Genomic DNA, 17,884 nt, shown 5'->3' with positions numbered 1-17,884 from the left:
TTCAAGTTTAGGCCATTGCCGCTTTGCTGGCGCCTCTTGTGATTAGTACGCCGTTATGTGCTATGCGGATTTGTCGGCGTTCTCTTGGTTCACACTACCGGTTCCACTCTTTTTAGCGGATTTTTCAGTCGCCGAGAGAATGCCGCGCAGAATGTTCATCTCCATCTTTTCAGGCCGTGCCCGTAAATAGAGGCGTCGCAAGCGTGCCATGAGCTGGCGCGGCTGGGCAGGGTCGTGAAACTCGATGGCGATCAGCGTGCGCTCTAGGTGCTCGAAGTAACGCTCGAGCTCTTCGTGGGTCGCCCGCTCGTCGTTGTCATCCGCCACCTGGGGGGCATCGGCCTGGCTAAGCCATGCCATGCGGCACTCATACGCCACCACTTGCACCGCGGCGGCAAGGTTGAGCGAGCTAAAATCAGCGTTGGTCGGAATATGCACATGGGCATGGCAGCGCTGCAGCTCGGCGTTGGTTAAGCCGCTGTCTTCACGGCCAAACACCAGCGCCACACGGGCATTTTCTGGCTGGCATTCGCCGGGTAGGCGCTCGGCAAGTTCCCGAGGCGATATCATCGGCCAGGGCAGCGTGCGCGAGCGGGCGCTGGCGCCAACAGCCAGCGTGCAATCGGCCACGGCTTCTTCAAGTGTGGCGTGCACTGTAGCTTGGTGAAGTAGATGGTCGGCACCTGAGGCGCGAGAAATACTGTCTTGAGTGATGACGTCGCAGCGAGGAGCGACCAGGGCTAAATCAGCTAAGCCCATGTTGTGCATGGCGCGTGCCACGCCGCCAATGTTGCCAGGGTGGCTGGTGCCAATTAAAACAATTCGGATGCGCTCAAGCATAGTAGGCCCGGTTCATGTGCGTAAAACGCGCAGTTTAGCATGAGTCGATGGCATGCCCGAGGGGCCTCTGTTAGAATTGCCCGCCAAAAGGCGTATTGCGCCTGAACCGTTCTTTAACATCACTGTGACAAGGCCCGATCATGAATCCGATGGTCCAATTTACGCTGCGCGCCGCGCGTGGCGCCGTTGAGCACTTTTTACGCGTTCGCGAACGTATCGAAAACGCCCATGAAGAATTTAACCTCGACCGCTTGCTGGAAGACACAGCGCGTAAAGCCGAGGCGACCATCATTCAACAACTGCAGCGCGGCTACCCTCTGCACGGCTTCTCTGGCCGCTATACGCCCTATAAAGCGGGTGAAGGCGAAGGTGAAGATACCGTATGGAAAATTGAACCGCTGCATGGCTACTCTAATTTAGCAGTAGCAGGTAAGGGCTTTGCACTCTCAGTGGTGTGTCTCGTTAAAGGTCGCCCCGAACACGCGGTGGTGATCTCTCCCTTTGGTGATGACGAATATATCGCCAGTCGCGGCCGCGGCGCTCAGCACAACGACAAGCGCATGCGGGTTAGCAAACCAACCGCTATTCCTGCCACACGCATGGCGATGAGCCTGCCAGAAACCTGGCTGCGCCCGAGCCATCTGCCTGCTTACTTAACCATTACCCAGCAGCTCGCGCCGCAGGTAGAAACCCTGGTAGCGACCGGCAGCGGCCTGCTGGATATGTGCGAGCTGGCCGCAGGCCGTGTAGACAGCGTCTTTGTGCTGGGCCTAGAAGAGCAGGATATGCAGGTAGGTACGCTGCTGCTAAAAGAAGCGGGCGCTCTGATGGGTACCCCGGATGGCAAGCCGACCGTGAATGCCGAAAGCCAACTGATGGCCGCTGGCCCGCGTCTTTATAAAGCGCTGATTAAGCAGCTGGCGCCGAACTTCTAAGAAGAGCGCGTTAGGCGTGAAGATATGAAAAGGCCCTGCCGGTTGATTCCGGCAGGGCCTTTTCGTTGGCTGCTATAACGCGTTTAGGGCAGCTCTTCTTCCTCTTCATCCACTTCTTTCTTGGTGGGAATCAGGTCTTCCCGAGAGAGTTTCAGCGGAATCAACAGGGCACCGGAGATATAGATAGACGAGAACGTACCCACCACGATACCCACCAGTAGGGCGATCGCGAAGTTCTCGATCATATCGCCACCGAGCAGCAGCAGCGCTAGCAGTACCAGCACGGTTGTGCCTGAGGTAGCTAATGTGCGCGACAACGTAGCGTTAATCGCCTCGTTGAAAATCTGCGGCATATCGTCGATACGCGAGGTTCGGATCGTCTCGCGAATACGGTCATAGACCACGATGGTGTCGTTCAGCGAGTAGCCGATGACCGCCAGAATGGCTGCCAGCACCGTTAGGTCGAAGTCGAGCTGGAACAGCGCGAACACGCCTACGACGATGATCACGTCGTGCAGCAGGGCAAGCAGGGCGCCAAGGGCGAACTTGTACTGGAAGCGGAAAGCTACGTAAAGCATCACCACGCCCAGCGCGACGAGCAGGCCTAAGCCGCTCTGGTCACGCAGCTGGTCGCCGACCTGGGCGCCCACGAACTCGGCGCGCACTAAGTTGACACTATCGCCATTGGCACGCAGCAGATTGACAACCTCGTTACCCACGTCGCCATCAAACGCTTGCTGCAGGCGAATCAGCACTTCCGTGGAAGCACCAAAGGTTTGTACCGAGACATCTTGGAAACCGCTGTTTTCCAGCAGCTGACGAATGGCATCCAGCGACGGCGCGGCACCGTAGCGCACCTCCACCAGGGTGCCGCCGGTAAAGTCCAGGCCCAGATTGAGCTGCTGAAATAGAACGGCGCCAATAGAGACAATCAGCATCACGGCAGAGACGACAAACGCGAGGTTACGTCGTCCCATAAAGTCGATGCGCAGTTGTGATAGGGGTTTCATTACCACCTCTTAAATTCTGTGCTGAGCGCGTGTTGAGATCCCATCGAGATTAGATCCACAGCTTTTTGACGGGCTTGCCACCATAGGTCAGGTTGACCATGGCGCGCGTCACCAGCAGCGCAGTGAACAACGATGTCAGGATGCCGATTGAAAGCGTGACGGCAAAGCCCTTCACCGGGCCGGTGCCAATCGAGAACAGAATCACCGCCACCAGCAGCGTGGTGATGTTGGCATCCACAATCGAGGTGAACGCCCGCTCATAACCCGCGTAAATGGCTTGCTGAATCGACATGCCGTTGCGCAGTTCTTCGCGTATCCGCTCAAAGATAAGCACGTTGGCGTCCACCGCCATGCCCAGCGTCAACACGATACCGGCAATACCGGGTAGCGTGAGCGTGGCGCCCAGCATCGACATCACGGCGACTAGCAGCGTGAGGTTGAGCGCCAGGGCGATGTTGGCAAAAACGCCGAACACCTTGTAGCGCACCAGCATAAACAGCACGACTAGCAGCAGGCCGATCTGCACCGATAGCAGGCCGCGCTCGATGTTTTCAGCGCCTAGGCTTGGTCCAATGGTGCGCTCTTGCACGAAGTAAATCGGCGCTGCTAGCGAACCGGAACGCAGTAGCAGGGCAAGCTCGGCGGCTTCAGTGGGGGAATCAAGGCCGGTGATGCGGAAGCTGTTACCCAGCGCACTTTGAATCGTCGCCAAGCTGATCAGGCCGCGCTCGGTATACGGTTCGCGAACAATGGTCTCTTCGCCCGTTTCCGGATCGACTTCGATGCGGTCTTCGCTCTTATGCTCGATAAACAGCACCGCCATGTTGCGGCCAATGTTGGTGCGCGTTGCGCGGTTCATCAGCGTGCCGCCGGTGCCATCCAGGTTGATGTTGACCTGGGGGCGACCGTTTTCGTCGAAGCTGTTGCTGGCGCTGGAGACGCTGTCACCAGTAATGATCACATCCCGCATCAGCTCCGCTGAGCGGGCCGGGTCGTTACGAAACTCGAAGCGTTCGGTTTCGGCATCCGGCGTATCGTTGCGCGCTTCTAGACGAAACTCGAGGTTGGCCGTCGCGCCCACGATCCGCTTGGCGGCCACGGTGTCCTGTACGCCGGGTAGCTCGACCACGATTTGGCTCGGCCCTTGGCGCTGTACCATGGGCTCGGCCACGCCCAGCTCGTTCACGCGGTTGCGCAGCGTGGTCAAGTTCTGGTTGATGGCGTAGTCCTGGATTTCGTTGACCGTGACATCGCTCAGCGTCATGACAAGGCTTGAAGCACGGCCATCCCCTTCGCTGGTGTACTCGAAGTTCGGGAAGTCGCGGCTGATCAAGCGGCGGGCGGTATCGCGGTCTTCAGTACTGGCGAAGTCGATTGACAGCGAGCGCTCGTCAATGGCCGTGTTGCGGTAGCGAATGCGCTCACTGCGCAGCAGTTCGCGCATGGCGCTGGCGTTCACCTCAAGGCGCTGGGTCAGCGCGGCGTCCATATCCACTTCCAGTAGGAAGTGAACGCCACCGCGTAAATCAAGGCCCAGCGTCATCGGGGAAGCAGAAAAAGCTTGCAGCCAGCCAGGTGTCGCATCGGCAAGGTTGAGCGCCACGGTCGCGTTGGGGCCAAGCACCTCGGCGGCAATATCCCGCGCGTCGAGCTGGTCATCGTCGCTTTGCAGACGAATCAGCCATTGACCATTGTTCTCTTCAACGGCTTTGACGGCGATATCGCGCTCGCTGAGCGCTTCTTCAACGCGGGTAATTTGCCGTTCATCCAGGGCGTTGCCTTGGGCATCGCTAACCTGAATAGCGGGATCTGCGGGGAATAGATTGGGAAGCGAGTAGATAAGGCCAGCCACCAGGACGACCAGTATCAGCAGATACTTCCACAGGGGGTAACGGTTGAGCATGCAAGCCCTGCCTTCAATTACAAACGGAATCGCTGTGCACAGACAGGCTGGGCACAGCAACGTTCACCATCGACGCTACCATGTCACCCCTGCCGGGGTGGCTGGCACTGGGTCGGCAGGGGGGAGTGCAAGCGTTAGATGGACTTAATGGTGCCTTTAGGCAGTACGGCAGCAACGGCGTTCTTCTGCACGTTCACTTCGGTACCTTCAGAGACTTCCAGGGTCAGGAACTCATCGCTGACTTTGGATACGCGGCCAACCAGGCCACCACCGATCACGACTTCATCGCCTTTGGCGAGACCAGACACCAGCTGTTTGTGCTGCTTGGCACGCTTAGCTTGCGGACGCCACAGCAGGAAGTAGAAAATCAGTACGAAACCGACCAACATGACAATTTGCGCGATGCCACCGCCAGCAGCGGCTTCTTGGGCATGGGCTGGTGAGATGAAGAAATCCAGCATTGCAGGGAACTCCTGGGTTAGAACACTCAATGGGTGAACGGATTAAGCCACTCGCCTCAGCCAGTGGCTTTTATTGTTTAGGTGTCAGATTCTGCAAGGGGAGGCACAGGGAGGCCGCGCCTTGCGTAGAAGCTTTCCACAAAGGTCGTCAATGTACCCGCTTCGATTGCCGCGCGCAAATCAGCCATCACACGCTGGTAGTAGCGCAAGTTATGGATGGTATTGAGCATGGAACCTAGCATTTCATTACAGCGATCAAGGTGGTGCAGATAGCCACGAGAGAAATTCTGGCAGGTATGGCAATCACACTCTTCATCCAGGGGGCGCGTGTCAAAGCGGTGCTTGGCGTTACGGATCTTAACGGTGCCATCTGACGTGAACAGGTGGCCGTTGCGAGCATTACGCGTGGGCATCACGCAGTCAAACATATCCACACCGCGGCGAACGCCTTCAACGAGGTCTTCCGGCTTGCCCACACCCATTAGGTAACGCGGGGTGTCGTCCGGCATCCAGGTGGGCAGATAATCCAGTACCTTGATCATCTCCTCTTTGGGTTCGCCAACCGAGAGGCCGCCAATGGCTAAGCCGTCGAAGCCGATCTCAAGTAGCCCCTTGAGCGAGCGCTCACGCAGCACAGGGTGCATGCCGCCCTGAATGATCCCGAACAGTGCCGAGGGGGAATCGCAATGGGCATCGCGAGAGCGTTTGGCCCAGCGCAGCGACAGCTCCATGGATTTTTCGGCTTCTTCGAACGTGGCCGGGTAGGGCGTGCACTCGTCAAAGATCATCACCACGTCAGAGCCCAGCGAGCGCTGAACCGCCATGGACTCTTCCGGCCCCATAAACACTTTGCTGCCGTCCACCGGCGAGCGGAAATGCACGCCCTGCTCGGTGATCTTGCGCATTTCACCGAGCGAGAACACCTGGAAGCCGCCGGAGTCGGTCAGGATCGGTTTATCCCACTGGGCGAAGTCGTGCAGGTCGCCGTGGGCTTCAATGACATCCGTGCCGGGGCGCAGCCAAAGGTGGAACGTATTACCCAGGATGATCTCTGCGCCAATCTCTTTGACCGACTCAGGCGTCATGCCTTTTACCGTGCCGTAGGTGCCTACGGGCATAAAGGCAGGGGTTTCCACAGTACCGCGGGGAAAGTGCAGGCGGCCTCGGCGCGCGCGGCCGTCTTCGGCTAGGCGCTCAAAGCGCATAAAGCATTCGTTTCGCATCACAATAACTCGTTAATCAATCGGTAAACGCGGCGGTTAGCGGGTCAGCAGCATGGCGTCGCCATAGCTAAAGAAGGCGTAGCGCTCTTCTACTGCCGTACGGTAGGCCTGCATGATGTGCTCATACCCCGCGAACGCTGATACCAGCATCAATAGGGTGGATTCGGGCAGGTGGAAGTTGGTGATCAGTGCATCCACACAGCGCCACTCGTAGCCTGGGTAGATAAAGATATCGGTGTCGCCGCTGAACGGGGCAATCTTGCCGTCGCCGCTTTTCATGCAGGCGCTCTCCAGGCAGCGGACGCTGGTGGTGCCCACTGCTACTACGCGTTTGCCAGCGGCCTGGGTATCGCGGATCTGCTGGCAGGTGGCTTCGGTCACCTCAATCCATTCGCTGTGCATGTGGTGCTCAAGGATGTTATCCACCCGCACCGGCTGGAAGGTTCCTGCGCCAACATGCAGCGTCACAAAAGCGCTATTGATGCCTTTTTCGGCCAGGGCATCCAGCAGCGGCTGGTCGAAGTGAAGCCCGGCAGTCGGTGCTGCAACGGCACCATCGCGGCGGGCGTAGACGGTTTGATAGCGCTCGCGGTCGCTCAGCTCGTCTTCCCGGGTGATATAGGGCGGCAGCGGCATATGACCGTGCTTTTCCAGCAGCGCGATCATTGGCGTATCGCCTAAAAAGCGCAGTTCAAACAGCGCATCGCGGCGGCCTTCGACCACGGCGTGGATATCGCCCTCGAAAATCAGCTCGGTGCCCGGCTTGGGCGATTTGCTTGAGCGGATATGCGCCAGCCCCCGGTGGCTATCCAGCGGGCGCTCCAGCAGCATTTCCACCTTGCCGCCGCTGGCCTTATGGCCATGCAGGCGGGCGGGAATCACGCGGGTATCGTTAAACACCAGCAGGTCGCCCGGCTCAAGTAGGTCCAGCAGGTCAGGAAAGCGGCGATGAGCCAGCGAGCCGCTTTGGCCATCCACACACAGTAAACGGCAATCACTGCGCTGCTCGGACGGATAGCGGGCAATTAGCTCATCGGGTAGCTCGAAATGGAAGTCCGCACGCTGCATGTGAATAAGCTCTTTTCAGTGGTCAAACAAGCCGCCTAGGATAGCGCTTTAGGTAGATAAAGTCAGTCGATGAGATTGACCTGAGTGGTTATCTCCGTATAATGCGCATCCATTGCCGGTGTGGCGGAATTGGTAGACGCAGCGGATTCAAAATCCGCCGCCTTTACGGGTGTGCCAGTTCGAGTCTGGCCACCGGCACCAAATTCAAGGGCTTAGCGTTTTATCGCTAGGCCCTTTTTTGTGCCCGTTGTTTGATGATTCACGCTAATAAAACGTTTTAGTGAAGATGTCAGTGAGTCAAAAATTCCAAATTTCAGCCCATTAGGGCCTAGTGCTAAACGCTTTTTATGGTAAATATGCGGGGTTGTTATAAACGAAAGAAAAAACCTACCTTCGCTGGAGATACCCCATGGGCGTGACCTATCACGAAAGCAATGCACGTATGAGCCAAGTGGCTGTTCATAACGGAACGGTCTACCTCGCGGGCCAAGTACCGGCAGATGCCACGGTGGGCATGCGTGGCCAAACCGAGCAGGTGTTGGCGCGCATCGATGAGCTGCTGGCGCAGGCGGGCACCTCTAAAGAGCACCTGATCTCTGCTCAGGTGTGGGTGACCGATATGGCCGAGTTTGCGGAAATGAACGAAGTGTGGGAAGCCTGGGTGGTGCCGGGTCGTCCGCCGGTACGCGCGGCGCTAGAAGCCAAGCTGGCCAAGCCCGAGTGGAAAGTGGAAATTATGGTGATCGCAGCCCTGCCTGACGCATAAGGGTAGTGGCCTGTTGTAGGGTGCGTTAATGCAACGTTAACGCACCCTCGATTTTAAGCGGGGCATCGCCGTATAGTGAAGGCCCTTGTTGAGAATCAACCCAATGGTAAGTTCATGGCCCAGTTTGAGCTGCATAGCCGCAATTTGGCCCCAGAGCAGGTGGCGCACTCCCACAATTTCCACCAGCTAATCCTGGCGACGTGTGGCGTTACCGAGCTTGCCATGGAAGGCCAGGGGGAGCGGGTCACCGCTCGCCGTGGCTGTTTGATCCCTTCGTCGCGCCATCACGAGTATCAGGGCGATGGCAGCAACCGTACGCTGGTGCTGGATATCCCCGTGCAGCACTTAGCCACGCTGGAAAAGGGCAGTGAGATTGAGCGCTTATTCGATAAGCCGCGTTTCTTTACCGTTCCGCCTGCCTTAAATCAGCTTACCCATGCGCTCGCTCATCAGCTTGATCAGTGCCCAGCACTGCAAAATGAAATCGCCGTGCTGCTGCTGCGGGCGCTCTATATGTACCTAAACGATGCGCCAAAACAGACGGCCGACCAGCTCGGAGTTCGGTGTATCAGCGAACGGCTCGATCTAGAACGTTTGGATGCTTGGCTAGATCAGCATTTGGCGGATGAAATACGGGTGGAGCAGTTAGCCGCGCTGTGTGCGTTAAGCCCTGGGCACTTTCATAGCTGCTTTCGCGAGTTAACTGGCGTGACGCCGCTGGCTTATGTACAGCGCAGGCGGTTAGAGCATGCGCGCACGCTGGTTCGCCATAGCGCGCTGAGTCTTGGCCACATTGCCATGCTGGTGGGCTTTCGCGACCAAGGCAGCTTCTCCCGCGCCTATCGTCGTTACTTTGAGATTTCCCCCTCTTCTGATAGATAACGCCTGAACACGCTGCCTGCCTGACTTGCGGGCAAATTTGCCAGAGTTTCGGGCAAGCACACCCTTTTGCATCGTCGTAGTCTCAAGAGGATCCCCACCTTCCTTGGAGAGACCCCATGGGCGTGACCTATCAAGACAGCAATACTCGCATGAGCCAAGTGGCGATTCATAACGGCACGGTATACCTCGCAGGCCAAGTGCCAACGGATACCACCGCCGATATGCGTGGGCAAACCGAGCAAGTGCTTGCACGTATCGACCAACTGCTGGTGCAAGCGGGGACATCCAAAGAGCACCTAATTTCTGCCCAAGTGTGGGTCACCAGCATGGCTGAGTTCGACCAAATGAACCAAGCTTGGGATGCCTGGGTAGTGCTTGGCCGCCCGCCAGTGCGCGCCGCGCTTGAAGCCAAGCTGGCTAAGCCTGAGTGGAAAGTCGAAATCATGGTCATCGCCGCAGTTCCGGAGGCATGATATGCAGGTCGTCTCAGCAGTGGAAGTAGCAAAGTATCTTGCTTGGCAAGGGTTGATCGAACGCTTACGGCATACCTTTGTGAACGGCGTGGAATCTCCGCCGCGTCATCACCATGCTATGCACCGGCCAGATGGTGAAGCCACCATGCTGCTGATGCCCGCCTGGGAAGCCGCTGGCTATATCGGCGTCAAAATGGTCAACGTTTTTCCGCAAAACGCCGAACACGGTATTCCCGCTATTTCTGGGCTTTACCTGCTTAGCGAAGGCAAGCACGGCCAGCCGCTGGCCTGTATCGATGGCAGTGAATTAACCCGCCGCCGCACCGCCGCTGCCTCCGCTCTAGCCGCCCAGGCGTTAGCCAATAAAGACGCCGAAACGCTGTTGGTCGTGGGCACAGGCAAGCTGGCCCCTATGGTAATTGAAGCCCACGCTAGCGTGCGGCCGATCAAGCGGGTACTGATCTGGGGACGTAACCCCAGCAAGGCAACGGAGATTGCTGAGGAGTACGCAAGCCGTTTTGATACCCAAGTAGTAGAAGCATTACCCGCCGCCGTGGCGGAGGCAGATATTGTCAGTTGCGTGACGCTCTCTACCCAGCCGATCATTAAAGGCGAATGGCTGACGCCAGGAACACACCTGGATTTAATTGGCGCGTTTCGGCCGCAGATGCGGGAAACCGACGCAGAGTGCTTACGCCGCTCACAAGTATTTGTGGATACCTACGCCGGGGCAAAAGGCGAAGCGGGAGATATTCTGCAGGCCATAGATGAAGGCGCTTTCCAATTTGATGACATCCAAGCCGAGCTTGCCGAAGTGCTGACAGGCACCAAGCCTGGGCGCTCGGATAAAGATACCATCACGCTATTTAAATCGGTGGGCGCTTCGCTGGAAGATTTAGCCGCTGCTATTGAAATATGGGAGTCACTGCCTGAATCTGCTGTTTCATAGTTTCGCTAAGGACTGCGACCCATGAAGTGCTTTTATCATCCTGATCAGGCGATGCATGCGCCGCCTACCTTCCTGCTACGTGGCCAGCCCGTCGCATCGCCGGAAGGCCCGGTGCGTGCCGAGCTACTGACGCAGGGGTTAGCAAAGGCTGGCTTAGTGCTCACTGCGCCAGTTGAGTCAGACTCCCCCAAGCTGCGTAAGCGCTTAGAGCAAATTCATACGCCGCATTACCTGACGTTCTTGGAAACAATCTATGCCCGCTGGCAGGCGCTGCCCAATGCCGCCGAGTTCGTGGCACCCAACATTCACCCCTGCGGCGGAGGCCACCACTACCCCCGCCACCCGATTGGGCAAGCGGGCTGGCACCTGCACGATATGGCCTGCCCGCTCAGCGCGACCAGTTTTCAAGGCGCGCTGGCCTCGGCCGCCACTGCTGAGGCGGCAGCAGAAGCGGTGCTAGACGGAGAACCGGTGGCCTATGCGCTGTGCCGCCCGCCAGGCCACCATGCTGGGCCGGAGCGCGCAGGCGGCTTTTGCCTGCTGAACAACTCTGCGCTGGCGGCTACCGTGCTGCGCGAACGCTTTGCCAAGGTAGCGATTATTGATGTGGACCTGCACCACGGTAACGGCACACAGGATATCTTCTACGCCAGAAATGATGTATGGACTGGCTCGCTACACGCCGACCCCAGCGATTTTTATCCGTTTTTCTGGGGCGGTGCCGATGAAGAGGGTAGCGATGAAGGCGTGGGTTGCAACGTGAATCTCCCCCTGCCGGTGGGCAGCGATGGCGAGGTCTATTTAGATGCGCTGGCGATCCTGATCGACCATCTGCAGCGCTATGAGCCGGATGCCGTGGTGGTCGCGCTGGGGTTAGACGCCCATAAGGATGACCCGCTAGCGGGCCTTAATGTGGAAACCGAGGCGTTTATCGAGGTGGGCAAACGCTTAAAAGCGCTCTCGCTACCCATGGTGATTGTGCAGGAAGGCGGCTATCCCACCGAGCATTTAAGCGCCAACCTAGCGGCCTTTATGCAGGGGTTTAACGAATGAGCAGCACTGGCTTTTACTGGCACGAACGCTGCTTTTGGCACGACCAAGGGGCCATTGGCGTTTTTTCCGCGCCGGGGGAGTTCTTGCAGCCCCAAGCCGCCTCCGAAAGCCCAGAGAGCAAGCGGCGGCTGAAGAATATTCTGGAAGTCAGCGGGCTGATTGACGAGCTTCACGTGGTGAAACCGCCTGCTGCAACGCTCTCTGACCTGTTGCGTTTTCATACCTCGCGTTACCTGGATGAACTGCAAGCAGGGGATAAAGCGAGGGGCGGCAATGGCGGCGACTGCGCGCCCTATATGCCGGGCAGTTGGGCGGCGGCAACCCACTCAGCAGGGCTGGCCCTCGCCGCCGTTGAGGCCGTGGCGCGGGGTGAGGTCAGCAATGCCTATGCGCTATGCCGCCCGCCGGGCCACCATGCCGAAGCCGATCAAGGCCGAGGGTTCTGCCTGTTGGGCAATATCCCCGTCGCGGTGATGCGTGCCCGCGCCCTAGGTCAAGCCAAACGGGTGGCGATACTCGATTGGGACGTACACCACGGTAACGGCCAGCAGGCGGCGTTTTATCACGACCCCGATGTTTTCACCGTTTCCATGCACCAAGCGGCCAACTACCCGCTGGAAACCGGTGGTTTCGACGAGCAGGGCGAAGGGGCCGGGTTAGGCGCTAACCTTAACCTGCCGCTACCCCCAGGCTGTGGCCTGGGAGCCTACGCGTATGCCATGGAAACGTTGGTGCTGCCTGCCCTGGAAGCCTTCAAGCCTGACCTCATCGTGGTGGCCTGTGGCTATGACGCCTGCGCCAAAGACCCGCTAGGCAAGATGCTGCTCAATAGCCAGGCCTTCGCCACCATGACAGCCCAAGTAAAGGCAGTGGCAGAGCGCTGCTGCGGTGGCAAGTTGGTGGTGGTGCATGAAGGCGGCTACTCCGAAGGCTACGTGCCGCTCTGCGGTCATGCGGTGATCCAAGCCCTTGCGGGCAGCAAGACCGCCGTATTCGATCCACAAAACGACGAAATTGCCGCCTGGGGCTACCAATCGCTACAGCCGCACCAGCAGGCGTTAATCGATGGCTGGCACCAACAGTGGGAGCAAACAACTCGATGACACCACTCTATGATCGTGACGGCTGGATTTGGCAGGATGGCCAATGGCTCGCTTGGCGGGACGCCAAAGTGCATGTGTTCACCCATACGCTGCACTACGGCATGGGCTGCTTTGAGGGTGTGCGTGCCTACGCGGGGCCGCAAGGCCCGCAGCTGTTTCGGGTGGCGGAGCATACGCGTAGGCTAGTGGAAAGCGCCCACGCCCTGGATATTCCGCTACCGTTTAGCGAAGCCGAACTGATTGATGCCCAGCGCGGAAGCCTGACTAAAAACGGTTTAAGCAGCGCTTATTTAAAGCCCACCGTTTTTCTAGGCGCGGAAGGCCTGGGGCTGCGGGCCCAAGGGCTGACCACCCATGTGATGATTGCCGCCTGGGATTTAGGACCCTACATTTCCCCTCACGCGGCGTCCCACGGCCTGCGCGCTTTAACCTCTTCCTGGGCGCGCCACCACGTCAATATCAGCCTATGCCGCGCTAAAACCAGCGGCCACTACGTGAACTCGATGCTGGCGCTCAATACGGCGGTAAAAGCGGGCTTTGATGAAACCATCATGCTCGACCCAGAGGGCTATGTGGCCGAGGCTTCGGCGGCGAACGTCTTTTTGCTGCGCGATGGCGTGCTGCACACCCCGGAAGTAACCTCCTGCCTGCAGGGCATCACCCGCGATAGCGTCATTCACCTGGCTCGCGATGTGTTAGGCATCGAGGTGAAAGAGCGGCGTATTACCCGCGATGAGCTCTACACGGCCGATGAAGCCTTTTTAACCGGCACCGCCGCTGAAATTCTGCCGCTGAGGGAGCTAGACGGCCGCAGAATTGGCAGCCGTGCCGGGGCACCGCCGCCCAGTGAGCCAATTGCGGCTAATAGCGTGACGGCTCAACTGCAGCACCTTTATCGCAAAGCGGTGCGCGGCGAGCTAGAGGCTTACCAGCACTGGCTAACCCCGGCATAACCTTGTAATAGACTTGAAATAGACCCGGGGCAAGCGGCGCTAGCCGTGCTGCTGAATCGCTTTTTCCAGCGCGGCCAACCTGCCGGGCTCCAGCGCTGCTTCCACTGCTGTAATACGGATCACATTAGCTAGCTCAGGGTGGGCGAGGCGGGCCACCAATACGCCTTCGGCCAGCAGCTCCTGGTGAACCGCCGCTGCCAATTCCGCGCTGGAGAGCCGAATGCCGATGAAATTCGTCGCGCTGGGGAGCACGTCGGCACCCAGGCCGATAAAGTGCAGCGCCAGCTGTTCGCGGCGGGCTTTCACCGCTTCAATGTGCTGCTGTACTTCCTCCGGGTGATCGAGCACGACTTCAGCAGCAGCCTGAGTGAACGACGACACCGCGTAGTGAATACGCACCTTCATCAACATTGCCAGCACATCAGGTTCGGCAATCGCGTAGCCAATCCGCATTCCGGCCAGGCCGTGAGCTTTGGAGAGGGTGCGCAGGCGAATCACCCCCGGAAGCGCCTGGCCGAGAAACTCGCTTCCCGCGTCATCACGAAAATCCCCGTAGGCTTCATCCAGCAGCAGCCAGCACGCCTCCGGCAGCGCCTCGCGCAGCTTAAGAATCGCACTATCGCTATGCAGGTGGCCGCTGGGGTTATCGGGGTTCGCCAAGTACACCAACCGCGCCTCTTCTTGATGAGCCGCTGCCGCCAGCGCTTCTAGATCCGGGGCGAGTACGCCGGGCGCTTCATGGTAGCTGGGCTCAACCAAGCGGCAGCCCTGTCCTAACGCAAAGTAACCAAAGGTAGGGTAGGTGCCTGCCGTGCTCACCACCGCATCGCCCGCCGTGCAGGTAGTGCGCAGCGCCAGAGCGATCAAGCTATCGGCACCGGCATCCACCAGCAGGTGCTCCAGGGGAATATTCTGCTGTGCACTCAAGCGTTGGCGCACCCCCAGCGCCTCGGCATCGCCATAGCAGTAAACGTGCTGCGCCACCGCATCGCCAAAGTGTTCCCGCAGGGCGCGGTGGGGCATATCCAGCCCCTCGTTAGAACCCAGCCGATGGGGAATCTCCCGGCTTAGCCGACGCTCCAACACTTTAATGCCAGGGAAAGGGTTCACGGGCCCTTCGCCAGTGAGGTGGTCAGGGTAGCGGGGCGTTTTATGAGAGGACATGGCCAAATCCTAAATATAAGAAGTGTTTAGCGTAAGATTTTACCGCGATTCAGCAGACGGTGCGGGTCCAGTGCGTGCTTTAATGTCTGCATCAATTCCATTTCAGCCGCTGAACGGCAGGTGCTCAGCCAGGGGCGTTTCTCCAGGCCAATACCGTGTTCGGCCGAGATCGAGCCGCCTAACGTTGCCAGCGGTTGATAGACCATGGCTTCCACCTCGCGACGTACCGACACCTCGGCACTCCCGGCGCTGACGGAAATATGCAGGTTGCCATCGCCTAGGTGGCCAAACACGACCAGCCGCGCATCGGGCCAGCGCTGGGTCAGCTGGGCCTCCAGCTTATCGGTGTAGCGCTGCATTTCGGCAATCGGCAGGCTAACATCGAAGGTGAATAATGGCGCCAGCCCTTGGATGAGTCCCTCAATATCCTCACGAATGGCCCATAAACCATCGCGCTGGGTACTGGATTGTGCAATCACCGCATCGACAATGAGTTCCTGCGCTAAGGCGCTCTCTAGCGCTTCACGAAATTGGGTAGCATTGCGTTCGGCATCACTGCCCAAAGATTCGATAATGACATAGAAAGGGTGCTCGGTAGCAATCGGCGGGTTGTGGCGGCCCAGCGTTTCGGTGAGCAGTCGGTAGTGGTTTTGCCACATGACCTCGAAGGCGCCGAGGCTTCCTCCCAGTGCTTTGCCCATTTGGCTGAGTAGCCCGGTTAAAGCCTCAAACGAAGGACAGGCCACCATTGCCGTTTGTTCGCTGGGGGTCGGTGGCTGCAGGCGCAGCACTGCGCGGGTCACAATCCCCAGGGTGCCTTCGCTACCGATAAACAGCTGCTTCAAATCGAAACCGGCGTTGTTTTTCAGCATGTGGTTCATGGAGCTGACCACGCGGCCATCGGCCATGACCGCTTCTAACCCCAACACCTGCTGGCGCATCATGCCGTAGCGAATCACCCTAACGCCGCCGGCGTTGGTGGCGATATTGCCACCAATCGTGCAGCTGCCTCGAGCGCCCAAATCCAGCGGGAACTGCAGCCCCACCCCTCTGGCGGCATCCTGAACCCGTTGCAGCGGTGCCCCTGCCTGCACGGTGAGCGTCCCGCCCACGTGGTCTATTTCTTCAATGGCGGTCATGCGCTCAAGCGAGATCACTAGCTCATCGGGGCTAGCCTCTGCGCCGTGCACTAGCCCGGTTAATCCGCCGTGGGTCACCACCGGCTGCTGCAACTCATAGCAGGCGCGCATCACTTTGGAAAGTTGCTCGGTATCCGCCGGGCGAACAATCGCCCCGGCTTGGCAGGGGGCGCCGGTCATCCAATCCACGCGTCGGCTGTACACATCGTCGCCGGTCAATACATGGGCCGGGCCAACAATAGCGCGCAGCGCCTCCAGGGTTATTTGCATGTATTTTCCTTAGCTTGTCTTTCTCATTTTGTCTTGCCCATTCGATAAATTACGCTGTCGCCGCTACGGGGGCTTCGCGGCCGGGAATGGCCTTGAGCAGATCCTGGGTGTAAGCCTCTTGTGGAGCGAGGAAAATCTGCTCAGCGCTGCCTTGCTCAACAATGCGACCGTGCTGCATGACCACTATGCGGTCGCAGATATGCGCGGCGACACGCAAGTCATGGGTAATGAATAGCAGCGAGAGTGAAAGGCGCTGCTTTAACTCCTCCAGTAGCTCCAGCACCTGGGCCTGAATCGACACATCCAACGCCGAGACGGCTTCGTCTGCGACGATCAGCTCGGGGTTGAGCGCTAATGCCCTGGCAATGCCGATGCGCTGACGCTGACCGCCAGAAAATTCGTGAGGAAAGCGCTCCACGGCGCTGGAACCCAAGCCCACCATGTCGAGCAGCTCGCCCGCCTGCTTGAGCGCCGCGGCTTTGGGCGTGCCGTTGGCAATGGGCCCCTGAGCAATCGCCATTCCCACTTTGGTGCGTGGGTTGAGCGAGGCGTAGGGGTCTTGGAATATCATCTGCACCCGGTGGCGTTCCCGGCGCAGCGCATCGCCTTTGAGCTGGGAAAGATTTACCCCATCGAGCAGCAGCTCGCCGCTATCGGGGTGCTCTAAACGCACCACGCAGCGCCCGAGGGTGGATTTTCCAGAGCCGGACTCACCGACAATACCTACCGTTTCACCCCGGGCCAGAGTGAGCGAAACATCATCAAGGGCATGCACTTCACGGGAGGGCTTGAGCCAACCGCCCCGAGAACGAAACACTTTGCTCAGCTGCTTGATCTCCAGCAGCGGGGCGACCTGGCTGGTTTCTCGGTGGGGCGGCACCGCATTGCTGGGAATCGCGGCAATCAACGCTTGGGTGTAGGCGTTCTGAGGATTTTCGAGTACCGGTTTGGCGTCGCCTAGTTCGACAATCTTGCCGTGGCGCATGACGCAAACGCGATTGGCGATTTCAGCCACCACGCCAAAGTCGTGGGTGATAAACATCACGGCCATGCCACGCCGCTGCTGCAAGTCGCGGATCAGTTCCAGAATCTGCGCCTGGGTGGTGACATCTAGCGCCGTAGTGGGCTCATCGGCAATCAGCAAAATGGGCTCCAACGCCAGCGCCATGGCGATCATGACCCGCTGGCGCTGGCCGCCGGAAAGCTCAAACGGGTAGGCGCGAATGGCCTTCTCCGGCTGGGGGATTCCCACTTCGATTAACAGCTCCAGCGCGCGGGCCTGGCGCTCTTTAGGGGTGAGCTGGCCGTGAGCCTCGAACACCTCGGCAATTTGCGCGCCTACCCGCATCAGCGGATTCAGGGCGGTCATTGGCTCCTGGAAGATCATGCCGATTTTTAGCCCGCGCAGGGCGCGGTGCTGCTTTTCTGACAGGGCAAGTAGATCCTGCCCTTCAAAGAGTATCTCGCCCTGGGTGGCGTGTACGCCCTTGGGCAGTAGCCCCATTACGGCGTTGGCGGCCATCGATTTACCGGAGCCGGACTCGCCCACCACGCACATGATTTCGCCGCGCTTCACCTCGTAGCTCACGTCCTCCACTGCTAGGGCACGATCCGCCCCTTTGGGGAGCGCAATATTGAGGTCGCGAATGCTGAGGACGGTTTCTGTCGATGCTTCATTCATAACAGGCACTC

Annotated in this window: 17 protein-coding genes and 1 tRNA gene; 9 read left to right on the top strand and 9 right to left on the bottom strand. The window is 58.8% G+C overall.

The genetic code is table 11. The annotated features are described in order from the left end of the window. Positions 1 to 60: 60 nt before the first annotated feature. The gene (trmJ, locus tag ACIGG6_RS12975; RefSeq protein ID WP_399844912.1) at positions 61 to 840 is read right to left on the bottom strand and encodes a tRNA (cytosine(32)/uridine(32)-2'-O)-methyltransferase TrmJ; all 780 of its coding nucleotides are present in this window, start codon (positions 838 to 840) and stop codon (positions 61 to 63) included. 140 nt (positions 841 to 980) lie between these two features. Here trmJ and ACIGG6_RS12970 point away from each other — a divergent pair, with 140 nt between their 5' ends. Beyond that, positions 981 to 1,775: an inositol monophosphatase family protein gene (locus ACIGG6_RS12970; RefSeq protein WP_399844910.1), complete on the top strand. Its 795-nt coding sequence runs from the start codon at positions 981 to 983 to the stop codon at positions 1,773 to 1,775. A gap of 83 nt (positions 1,776 to 1,858) precedes the next feature. Here ACIGG6_RS12970 and secF read toward each other — a convergent pair whose 3' ends face one another. The 5 genes from secF to queA form a co-directional block, all read right to left on the bottom strand. Then, a complete protein-coding gene (gene secF / locus ACIGG6_RS12965; RefSeq protein ID WP_253502215.1) occupies positions 1,859 to 2,785 on the bottom strand; it encodes a protein translocase subunit SecF in 927 nt (308 codons plus the stop codon). A 49-nt stretch (positions 2,786 to 2,834) separates the two neighbouring features. Next, on the bottom strand, positions 2,835 to 4,688 hold the full coding sequence (secD, locus tag ACIGG6_RS12960) for a protein translocase subunit SecD (RefSeq protein ID WP_399844906.1): 1,854 nt from the start codon (positions 4,686 to 4,688) through the stop codon (positions 2,835 to 2,837). 134 nt (positions 4,689 to 4,822) lie between these two features. Continuing rightward, the gene (yajC, locus tag ACIGG6_RS12955) at positions 4,823 to 5,149 is read right to left on the bottom strand and encodes a preprotein translocase subunit YajC (protein ID WP_188637668.1); all 327 of its coding nucleotides are present in this window, start codon (positions 5,147 to 5,149) and stop codon (positions 4,823 to 4,825) included. A gap of 77 nt (positions 5,150 to 5,226) precedes the next feature. Then, positions 5,227 to 6,354: a tRNA guanosine(34) transglycosylase Tgt gene (gene tgt, locus ACIGG6_RS12950; RefSeq protein WP_451923652.1), complete on the bottom strand. Its 1,128-nt coding sequence runs from the start codon at positions 6,352 to 6,354 to the stop codon at positions 5,227 to 5,229. 54 nt (positions 6,355 to 6,408) lie between these two features. After that, on the bottom strand, positions 6,409 to 7,440 hold the full coding sequence (queA, locus tag ACIGG6_RS12945) for a tRNA preQ1(34) S-adenosylmethionine ribosyltransferase-isomerase QueA (protein WP_399844903.1): 1,032 nt from the start codon (positions 7,438 to 7,440) through the stop codon (positions 6,409 to 6,411). A 114-nt stretch (positions 7,441 to 7,554) separates the two neighbouring features. Between queA and ACIGG6_RS12940 the strand changes: the two genes are divergently transcribed. The 8 genes from ACIGG6_RS12940 to ACIGG6_RS12905 all read left to right on the top strand — a co-directional run bounded on the left by ACIGG6_RS12940 (position 7,555) and on the right by ACIGG6_RS12905 (position 13,619). After that, positions 7,555 to 7,641: transfer RNA gene (locus ACIGG6_RS12940), tRNA-Leu, on the top strand. 208 nt (positions 7,642 to 7,849) lie between these two features. Then, complete coding sequence (locus ACIGG6_RS12935) at positions 7,850 to 8,206, top strand: RidA family protein (RefSeq protein WP_054641705.1); 357 nt, start codon at positions 7,850 to 7,852, stop codon at positions 8,204 to 8,206. Positions 8,207 to 8,320: 114 nt separating this feature from the next. Next, complete coding sequence (locus ACIGG6_RS12930) at positions 8,321 to 9,088, top strand: AraC family transcriptional regulator (protein WP_399844902.1); 768 nt, start codon at positions 8,321 to 8,323, stop codon at positions 9,086 to 9,088. A gap of 116 nt (positions 9,089 to 9,204) precedes the next feature. Next, entirely contained in the window at positions 9,205 to 9,561 is a 357-nt protein-coding gene (locus ACIGG6_RS12925; protein WP_399844900.1) for a RidA family protein, read from the top strand. A 1-nt stretch (position 9,562) separates the two neighbouring features. After that, positions 9,563 to 10,510: an ornithine cyclodeaminase family protein gene (locus ACIGG6_RS12920; RefSeq protein WP_399844898.1), complete on the top strand. Its 948-nt coding sequence runs from the start codon at positions 9,563 to 9,565 to the stop codon at positions 10,508 to 10,510. 21 nt (positions 10,511 to 10,531) lie between these two features. Next, a complete protein-coding gene (locus tag ACIGG6_RS12915; protein ID WP_399844897.1) occupies positions 10,532 to 11,563 on the top strand; it encodes a histone deacetylase family protein in 1,032 nt (343 codons plus the stop codon). After that, a complete protein-coding gene (locus ACIGG6_RS12910) occupies positions 11,560 to 12,666 on the top strand; it encodes a class II histone deacetylase (RefSeq protein WP_399844896.1) in 1,107 nt (368 codons plus the stop codon). The genes ACIGG6_RS12915 and ACIGG6_RS12910 overlap by 4 nt, the downstream gene beginning before the upstream one ends. Continuing rightward, on the top strand, positions 12,663 to 13,619 hold the full coding sequence (locus ACIGG6_RS12905) for a branched-chain amino acid transaminase (RefSeq protein ID WP_399844894.1): 957 nt from the start codon (positions 12,663 to 12,665) through the stop codon (positions 13,617 to 13,619). Before ACIGG6_RS12910 ends, ACIGG6_RS12905 begins: the two co-directional genes overlap by 4 nt. Positions 13,620 to 13,658: 39 nt before the next feature. Here the strand turns inward: ACIGG6_RS12905 and ACIGG6_RS12900 are convergent, their stop codons facing one another. From ACIGG6_RS12900 to ACIGG6_RS12890, 3 genes are read right to left on the bottom strand one after another with little or no spacing between them, the layout of a single operon-like run. After that, positions 13,659 to 14,783, bottom strand: coding sequence for a pyridoxal phosphate-dependent aminotransferase (locus ACIGG6_RS12900; RefSeq protein WP_399844892.1), 1,125 nt, complete (start codon positions 14,781 to 14,783; stop codon positions 13,659 to 13,661). 26 nt (positions 14,784 to 14,809) lie between these two features. Continuing rightward, complete coding sequence (locus tag ACIGG6_RS12895) at positions 14,810 to 16,192, bottom strand: FAD-binding oxidoreductase (RefSeq protein WP_399844890.1); 1,383 nt, start codon at positions 16,190 to 16,192, stop codon at positions 14,810 to 14,812. Positions 16,193 to 16,241: 49 nt separating this feature from the next. Beyond that, positions 16,242 to 17,873: an ABC transporter ATP-binding protein gene (locus tag ACIGG6_RS12890; protein ID WP_399844888.1), complete on the bottom strand. Its 1,632-nt coding sequence runs from the start codon at positions 17,871 to 17,873 to the stop codon at positions 16,242 to 16,244. Positions 17,874 to 17,884: the final 11 nt, after the last annotated feature.

The sequence above is a fragment of the Vreelandella lionensis genome (assembly GCF_044543515.1).
Classification (GTDB): Bacteria; Pseudomonadota; Gammaproteobacteria; order Pseudomonadales; family Halomonadaceae; genus Vreelandella; species Vreelandella lionensis.
Note: the sequence above shows the minus strand (reverse complement) of the source record. Positions and strands in the feature narration are given on the sequence as shown.